Consider the following 8149-nt stretch of genomic DNA (forward strand, 5'->3'; position numbering starts at 1 on the left):
GCGTTAAATGTCTCGAGAGGAACCATGCATACTTTAAATACCTTTTTATTTGGTGATCCGGAAGATTGGAGCAGAGAAAAGGTCTTTGACTTGGTTAGAGACTATTTTTCTAAAGATGCAGACGTTGAATTCTCGGAAGAGGAAGTTCCATTTGGAAACATACCACCAAAACTTAGGGTAGGTTTCGGAGATTACTTTTTCAAAGTAAGTGTTATAGAGGACAAAACCATCAATGAAAGTATTAGCCATATAAAAGAGATCACAGGTGAAAATATAGAGTCTCAAAAAGAGTTGCTGTGCGAATTTCGTACTACATTTTCTAATGACAAAGACTCAGACTTCGATCATATCGCAATCAGTATGTATCAATTTTTAGAAAATTTACCATTTTCATTAGTTTACGATGATAGTCATAAAAAGGTTATTTTAAAAAACATTTAACAAAGCGCTGCAAGGGACAAACCTACGCTGCGCTTCGGTTTGCCCCAGAGCGCGGCGTTATATAGGGAGGTAGCAGAACATGGAGACACTATTTGAGTTTGTGTCAAAAATTCCTTCCTCAGCCTGGGTGGCCCTATCCACAGCGATACTTACTTCTGCATTGACGTTGATCGGTGTAAACCTCACGAATCGAGCCAGCAACGACCGATTGCGAATTCAACTTGATCATGAAACTGAAACGCGAAGAAATGACATAATTCGGGAAAGGCTTGAGGAATTGTACGTAGAGTCAAAGCGATACACGAATATAGCGGTATCGCATTTCCTGCCATACAGGCAAGTAATGGCAGGAGAGCTGACCTTTAATGATGCCCTAGACATCACTACAAACCGGAACTATGCACACAACCCGGATCGGTTGAATCTGATTATTGACATGTACTTCCCAGAGCTTCAACCATCGTTTTCGGCCGTTAAAGAAAAGCTCGATCATATTCAAGATGTCCTGCATGGCTATAAACAGCAGTATAAATCCGGTGATATTTCGGGCGAGAAATGGTTGCCTCACTTTCAAGAGGCCCTTGAGTTGTTGGCGGAAGAGGCCGGCTCATTTGAGCGTGAGGTATCGAGAATTGCCAAGACTATATAACAAGGCCATTAAGGTTGTTCCGGGCCGATGGCCCTCCACCGGACGCCCTTGTCAGGGCGCCGCTTATGGCTGGCGTTATGTTTTCGAGTAAAGGGAAAGACTTTGAATATTGATTTATTAAATCCTATTGGTGACGGTAGGTTTGCAGATGTATGGCTTGGCACCGATGAAATTGGCAGAAGAGTCGCAGTGAAGGTGCTAAGAGAAGAAGGTAAGGGCGTTTCGACCATTCTGGACCATGCTAGAGCTTTGGTTAGGTCTAAACATAAAAATGTGGTCGATGTCTATTCTATCGAAAGCGTATGTATCCCTAATTTGGGTGATGAAAAGTGTATTGTCATGGAGCATATTGATGGTGTTACGCTGGAAAAAAGGTTGAAAGACAATCTAACGAATCAAGAAGCCTATAGAATTGGGCATGAAATATCGGAAGGTGTTAAGCATATCCATGCTCAAGGGCTAGTACATATGGACTTACACGCTGAGAACGTGCTAGTTGAGGCTGATGGAAACATAAAGCTAATTGATATCATGTACTTAAGTTCATTGAAAGATGTGCCTGAAATGACACAGGAAACGCGATTCAATCATGATAAAAAGCAGCTTATTGATCTGCTAAGCCAAATATGTTCCAAGTCTCCTTTCGGAAATGACGCAAAAATAGAGTTTAACTCTGGAATCTCAGATAAATCCGACCTTGAAGATATAACTCAAAGTTTTGAGAATGTATTTACGCTGGTTCGTTTGAACTTGGAATACATGATTGACTTATTCAAGGTGAATGGAGTAAATGCTAAACACTATAAATTTAGGTCAGAGTGTGCGCATGATGTGAATGAACTTAGGAGAATAATGGGTTCTGAAATTTTAAGCATTCAAATCCAGCAACAATATTTTCCAGATAACAGTGTTGACTTGATTACAACATCTGAACTAGAAGATGTACGGAACTTTATGCGCCAAGTAGTTGATGGTCATGTGATGCTCCAAACGGTCCAATATTATTACGATTACACTGGAGAGAGAGATTATGACCTTCATTAGAAACATAACAAGCGCATCCACAGCGACCGCCTTCGGCGTCGCGTGATGCGGGCGTTATAAGCACTAGGGAAGTCAGCATGCTCAACAAGGCAGTTTTAGTATTTTTGTTCTTATTATCAGGATCCGCTATCGCTGAGGAAAAACCGCCTGAGCTTTGGTCATGGTTTAAAGATCTGAACAAATCCAAAGAGGCTTGCGAGATACAAAGCTCTTATGCTCTGCAAGTACTAGGGCTAGAGAATCAGGTTGAAAATGAGTACGGAATATACGGGAACGTAAAGTCAAATCGTGTTGTGGTTAAATGTATAGAAATATCACCCAATCAAAGCAAGCTCATGGTTGCGGTTGCTGGCTACAACAGGGATTCAGTTGAGCTTGTAAGAAATAAAATCATTGATTCAATTCAGTAGCATAGAGCTTATAACAAGGCCAGGCACGGCGACGCCTACTACATTGCGGCTTCGCCTCCATTTCGTGGCCGCGCATGCTGGCTGGCGTTAAGCACAAAAGGAGAACGTCATTAAGTGGGAAATTCTTGAATCGCTCGATGTGCCGTGCGCAGATATATCCTACAGTTGGTTCTCCGAGCGCAACCCAAGGCTTGTCATCACGATGCACTTCTCAAGGGTCATTGGTGGCTTTGATAAGGACATTGAGCTGACGTTTACTTCTCCTATGGCAGTCCAGTGGGAAGATGAAACATTCGGTTTGATAGATCTTCCGGAGTTGCCGGCGTGCGCAGCTACCGAATTCAAGTCATACACATACCCAACTTTGATTGTTCCTGACTCAAAGTGGGCAGATTTGTATGCTGCCCGAACTCACACGGCAGAAGAGTACAAAAGCCATAAAGTTGCTCATTATGCATTCGTGTCTATGAATGACCTCCTCCATGTCCTCTCGCAGGAAAATCCAAATGTGAGGGTCGTCGAGGCTCGGAATGCTTAACCAGTGGGTCAAGCCGACCGGTACTCCGCTGCGCTCCGTCCCGGCGGCTTACCCAAGGCGTTAAGTGTCAAAGGATTGATCGATGAACGGTGAATGTCTCTGCGGAAACGTGAAGTTCGAAATTGAAGGGGAAATTCGAAACCTCTATCAATGTCACTGTTCGTTGTGCCGCAAAGCCACTGGAGCGGCAGCTAATACTGCTACCTTTGTGCAGGCCGCTGCTTTTCGCTGGGTGTCAGGTGAAAGTGATATTAGGTCCTACAACAAGCCCAGCGGTTTCCGAAGCGATTTTTGTTCAGTGTGTGGGAGTCCGGTTCCCAATAGCCTGAGAGACAGTGGAATGGTTTGGATTCCTGCCGGCTTGCTTGATGAACAAGTCGCTTCGAGGATATCTGTTCATCTCCATACAAAGTCCGCGGCCCCTTGGGAGCAAGAGTCTGCCGAATGTGTTCGACTGGACGGTGGGCCTGAGAGCCTGGAATCACTTAACAAGTTGTTGTAGTTCGTTCCGGCCTGCGGCCTCCACCGGACGCCCCTGTCGGGGCGCCGCTAAACAAAAGCGTTAGGGCCAAAAACAAGGAGAGTCTGCTTGGCAACAAACTATGTTCTGATAGATTTTGAAAATGTGCAGCCGAGTAATCTGGAGGTTCTCAAGCAGCACCCTTTCAAAGTGTTGGTTTTCGTTGGTGCCAACCAGATAAAGATACCGTTTGATCTGGCTGCAGCGATGCAGGGCCTTGGGGATGCTGCGCAATATATAAAAATTACGGGCACCGGCAAAAACGCTCTCGATTTTCACATTGCCTATTACATTGGTGAGCTGGCGGCCAAGGACTCAGGTGCGCACTTCCACATCATTTCCCGAGACACCGGTTTTGACACGCTAATCAAGCATCTCAAATCGCGTGGCATCAAAATCCAGCGTGAGCGAGACTTGGCAGAAATTCCTGTAGTAAGAATGTCCACAGCTACCTCTACCGACGATATGGTGTCCGCAATCGTGAAAAACCTGGCAGGCCGGGGGCAGTCTCGCCCTCGCAAGGTGAAGACGCTCTCTAACACCATCAATTCGCTATTCACAGAGAAGCTGTCGGAACAGCAGCTAAGCTCAATTGTGAAGGACCTTGAGCGGCGTAAATACATAAAGGTGAATAACGGCAATGTTTCGTACCAATTGCCGCACTAGCCCTAACAATCGCAGGCACGGCGACGTCTTTTCCATTGCGGCTTCGCCTTCATTCCAAAGCCGCGTATGCTGCGGGCGTTAAAAGGTCAAAGAAGTATGAGTGAAGCCGGGCAGTATGTTGAGTGCTGCGAGCATGGACAGCAGCAAGCCACTTACGTTTGTCAGCATGTTGTTCAAAGCCTGCGGGATGGAGTGCCGAGGGGGTTTTGGTCAGCGGAGGCTGCCCCGGGTGATAAGCGTCCAGATTCCTGGTGCTCGGCGTGTGAGGAAATGGTAAACAAGACTGGTGGTGAGTGGAACGATGAGTCTGAAGAGTTTGCGGGCGTAAAGCTGCTTTGTGGCGCCTGCTACGATCGCGCCAAAGAGTTAAATCTAGGGCGGGCAAAAAGGTGGTGGCAGGTCTGGAGATAGTGCCTTTTAACAAGTCAATTAAGTACGTTCCGGCCTTCGGCCTCCACCGGACGGCCCTGTCGGGCCGCCGCTTATTTCTGCGTTATGTGGCAAGGAGCTGCTATGGATAATCTGAAATTTCAAAAGTTCGCTTTTTCACTGATTGTTGCAATCATTGTAGGGTCAATCTTCGGCTATTTTTTCTATGACAGTTACGTGGATTTTAATGCGGCATCACCAGCAGAGTTTCATCAAGATAGATTTAATTTGACAATTTTATGGACATTGGTTGTCAGCGCCGTAACGTTTTTTGGACTTCGCTTTATTACAAGATGAGTTCGTGAAATTTATGCTGAATAGACTTAGGTACCCGATCAGGGCTGAGCAAACAGAAATTAAATCAGATACTAAAACTCGTGCTCAGTTGAAGCTGGCCAAGTTTGAGCTTATTCAGGCTCTGGCCTGTTATTGCCTTTCCGGGATTTGTATTTTGAGCGGTGTTGCTTTGCTCGCCTTAGGGATGACTGGCGAAATTTCGTTAACAGTGGAACACACTGGCTGGACGATGAGCTTGATAAATTTGAGCCCTGGCGCGTTTATTTTTGTAGTGGGTATCGCTTTCGCTTGGCTCGGTCGGTATCGATTTAAGCACACCACATAACCAATGCAGGCACGGCGACGCCCATTACATTGCGCCTTCGGCTCCATTCCATGGGCGCGCATGTTGCAAGCGTTAACTGGGAAGGAGTCCATGAATCAGAACCTTGCGGATGAGCTGGTCACGATGATGACAGAAGACCAGCGGTTGTTGCAGCAACTCTTCGATTCAGGAGAACTGCCATCCGAGTCTTATCATCCCCGGATGAAAGCCCTGCATGAGCAGAATGCTTCTCGCCTGAAAGAGATTATTGGTGCTCACGGCTGGCCCGGCGTTTCGTTAGTTGGAGAAGAGGCTGCCAAAGCTGCATGGCTGGTCGTTCAGCATTCTGTTTCAGATCCAGAGTTCATGGGGGAGTGTATCCGCCTATTAGAGGATGCCGTTGCGAAAGAGGATGTAGCGGGCTGGCAGTTGGCATTCCTCCAGGATCGGGTGCGTACGCTATCTGGCAAGTCCCAATACTACGGCACCCAGTTTGATGTTGATGAAAACGGTTGGCCAACACCGTTTCCTATTGAGGATTCTGCTACGGTTAATGAACGCCGTGCGCGTCTTGGGCTGAACTCGATCGAGGAGCGCCAGGATCAAATGACTGAGCAGGAGCGGAAGCGTCGTGCCAACATCGAACAAACCAGTTAACAAAACGCGGCACTCGGACGCCCTTGTCTCCGCTTCGCTACGTCAAGGTCGCCGGTGCGCTCTGCGTTAAAGGTCACCACGGAATCGAGAGCGTGGAAAGTTGCCAATGAAGTTCAAAAAAATAGATTTTCAGGATTACCCCGATGCGTTTTCTGTAGATGGTCATAATTGTTTTACGCTTATCTACGACTCTAAATATGCTCAAGGTTTTAGGGGCTATAAATCGATTCAAATGGATTTAGAGTTCTGCGTGCAGCTGATCGATTTTTTAAAAGAAAATCAGAACGATAATTTCAGCGCAGTCACTTGGGCATCGACCCTTTCCTTAATTGTGACCTACGCTAGGTGCTTTACTGCCTCCAAAGGATTTAGAGCAAAGCTAGAAGGTAGCGTCGTGCCGAAAGCTCACCGAGATCATCATCAAAAGATCATGCAGTTGAGGCATCAGTATGTAGCACATGCCGGAGGTGGAGGCGAAGGCAGCGTCAACTTTTTAGCCTTGTATCCCAATCATGATAGAAAAAGGGTAGTTGCGGTCGCCCCGCCACTTCCTGTTCGGCTCACAGGGTTGAATGAAGCAACTAGAGAAGGATTACGGGCTATCATTAGCGACCTGCTCACACTGGTAAAGCAGAAGCAAAATCAGTGCATGAATAAAGTTATGGAAGAAATCAAGAAGCAGGATCTAGAGAAGCTTTACTCCTATTTTGATGGTGAGGAAGGGTATACGCCAGATATTGGGCCGAGTTTTGATGGAAGAATACAGCATACAATGGATCAACATGGCCGTTTCTACGTCAAACTGGTCAGGTAACCTTTAACAAATGCAGGCAAGGGACGCTCCTTTCGTCGCGCCCCTGCTGCTTGCGTTAGCCTCTCTTCGCAGGAAAGATATTTTGGCCGATATTTTTGAGATCCAAGCATTCAATTTTAGAGAATCCATGAAACTTGCCCAGAGAGCGGTTTTCTTGGGTTTGACGGTATCGGCGTTGGTGCAGTACGTATCAATGAACCGAGACGTGGAGGAATTGCCAACCCTCCCTTTCATTGGTGTCTCATTCACAACAGTTGACTCACTGCAAATTGCATTGATGGTGCTCTACGTCGGAGCTGGGTTGGTTGCATGTTTTTCTGCCCATCGAGCTCTTGATGTACTCCGGTCGATTCCAGACGACAACGTTGCTATGGTACTTGCCCGCTTTCCCTCTGTTATCGCGACAGGGTTGGTCTATAGTTTGCCACTCGTAGGGGCTCTTATTGGTTCCGGGATTTTATTGGGAATGAACATTTTTGAGGGGCTCAGTCTTTCCGGCTTCATTGGTTACTCCCTCATTTTCGCGCCGTTCCAATTGACTTTGCAGATGGGCGGCAGAATACACAAAATCCAAAAAGGCTAACAATGTGGTCAACGGGACGCCAACTACGCTGCGCTCCGTTGTCGCCCATTACCACTGGCGTTAGCTGCGATTGCCTCATGCGAAAAGTGATACTATAGTGCCACTAACAGTCTGATTCAGGGTGAGCCCATGAAAGTCGAGCTTGTTACGAACCTCAAGCGCCAAGCCACAAAAATTCTGGCCGATCTGCACCTGTCTAAAGAACCGGTACTGATCACGGAGCATGGCCAGCCATCCGCATACCTTGTCGATGTGCAGGATTACGAGTTTATGCAGCGCCGGCTTGAGCTGCTTGAGGGGCTCTCACGGGGAGAGCGTGCTGTACTTGAGGGAAGAACGTACAGCCAAAGTGAGGCTAGGGAGAAAATGAGTAAATGGCTGAAGTAATCTGGACGGAGCCTGCCCTTCAAGAACTGGATGCCATCGCTGAGTACATTGCTCTGGATAATCCTGCTGCCGCAAGTCATCTGGTTAAAGAAGTTTTCGATAAGACCGAGCGCTTGGCAGATTTTCCCCAATCCGAACGGATTCCTCCAGAGCTCCCTAATTCGGTATACAGGGAGGTAGTGGTTCCACCGTGTCGCATTTTTTATCGTGAGGATAAGAAGCGGGTTCTCGTCCTCTATGTTATGCGAGAGGAGCGGCAGCTTCGGGCGTACATGCTTGGGAACAGCTAACCAGGCGCGTCTCACTCGGATGCCTTTGTCTCCGCTTTGCTACGTCAAAGTCACTGGTGCGCTTGGGCGTTAGCACCTCATGTCCGACGGCTGTCGTTCACGTCGTCCGCAAGCCAAGCC

13 protein-coding genes are annotated in these 8149 nt (G+C 47.2%); all 13 read left to right on the forward strand.

The window, feature by feature from the left end; translation table 11 throughout:
• Window positions 1-441, forward strand: a 441-nt coding sequence (locus B9Q17_RS17550) for a hypothetical protein (protein ID WP_208618806.1), incomplete at its 5' end; no start/stop codon positions are given.
• Window positions 442-520: 79 nt separating this feature from the next.
• Window positions 521-1090 (forward strand): hypothetical protein, encoded by a 570-nt coding sequence (locus tag B9Q17_RS18290; protein WP_094626158.1) that lies wholly within the window; start codon window positions 521-523, stop codon window positions 1088-1090.
• 102 nt (window positions 1091-1192) lie between these two features.
• Complete coding sequence (locus tag B9Q17_RS17560; protein WP_094626159.1) at window positions 1193-2134, forward strand: protein kinase domain-containing protein; 942 nt, start codon at window positions 1193-1195, stop codon at window positions 2132-2134.
• A 77-nt stretch (window positions 2135-2211) separates the two neighbouring features.
• On the forward strand, window positions 2212-2544 hold the full coding sequence (locus tag B9Q17_RS17565; RefSeq protein ID WP_014420884.1) for a hypothetical protein: 333 nt from the start codon (window positions 2212-2214) through the stop codon (window positions 2542-2544).
• A gap of 620 nt (window positions 2545-3164) precedes the next feature.
• On the forward strand, window positions 3165-3584 hold the full coding sequence (locus tag B9Q17_RS18630) for a GFA family protein (protein WP_094626161.1): 420 nt from the start codon (window positions 3165-3167) through the stop codon (window positions 3582-3584).
• 87 nt (window positions 3585-3671) lie between these two features.
• Window positions 3672-4268, forward strand: coding sequence for a PIN domain-containing protein (locus B9Q17_RS17580; RefSeq protein ID WP_094626162.1), 597 nt, complete (start codon window positions 3672-3674; stop codon window positions 4266-4268).
• 513 nt (window positions 4269-4781) lie between these two features.
• Window positions 4782-4994, forward strand: coding sequence for a hypothetical protein (locus tag B9Q17_RS18140; protein ID WP_154707672.1), 213 nt, complete (start codon window positions 4782-4784; stop codon window positions 4992-4994).
• A gap of 4 nt (window positions 4995-4998) precedes the next feature.
• The gene (locus B9Q17_RS17585) at window positions 4999-5319 is read left to right on the forward strand and encodes a hypothetical protein (protein ID WP_154707673.1); all 321 of its coding nucleotides are present in this window, start codon (window positions 4999-5001) and stop codon (window positions 5317-5319) included.
• 90 nt (window positions 5320-5409) lie between these two features.
• Window positions 5410-5955, forward strand: coding sequence for a DUF6624 domain-containing protein (locus B9Q17_RS17590; protein WP_094626164.1), 546 nt, complete (start codon window positions 5410-5412; stop codon window positions 5953-5955).
• Window positions 5956-6061: 106 nt separating this feature from the next.
• A complete protein-coding gene (locus B9Q17_RS17595) occupies window positions 6062-6769 on the forward strand; it encodes a hypothetical protein (protein WP_094626165.1) in 708 nt (235 codons plus the stop codon).
• 10 nt (window positions 6770-6779) lie between these two features.
• The gene (locus B9Q17_RS17600; protein WP_094626166.1) at window positions 6780-7352 is read left to right on the forward strand and encodes a hypothetical protein; all 573 of its coding nucleotides are present in this window, start codon (window positions 6780-6782) and stop codon (window positions 7350-7352) included.
• A 129-nt stretch (window positions 7353-7481) separates the two neighbouring features.
• Window positions 7482-7739, forward strand: coding sequence for a type II toxin-antitoxin system Phd/YefM family antitoxin (locus B9Q17_RS17605; RefSeq protein ID WP_022990189.1), 258 nt, complete (start codon window positions 7482-7484; stop codon window positions 7737-7739).
• Window positions 7727-8029 (forward strand): type II toxin-antitoxin system RelE/ParE family toxin, encoded by a 303-nt coding sequence (locus B9Q17_RS17610; protein ID WP_094626167.1) that lies wholly within the window; start codon window positions 7727-7729, stop codon window positions 8027-8029. The genes B9Q17_RS17605 and B9Q17_RS17610 overlap by 13 nt, the downstream gene beginning before the upstream one ends.
• Window positions 8030-8149: the final 120 nt, after the last annotated feature.

Source organism: Marinobacter vinifirmus, assembly GCF_002258215.1.
In the GTDB taxonomy this organism is placed as follows: domain Bacteria; phylum Pseudomonadota; class Gammaproteobacteria; order Pseudomonadales; family Oleiphilaceae; genus Marinobacter; species Marinobacter vinifirmus.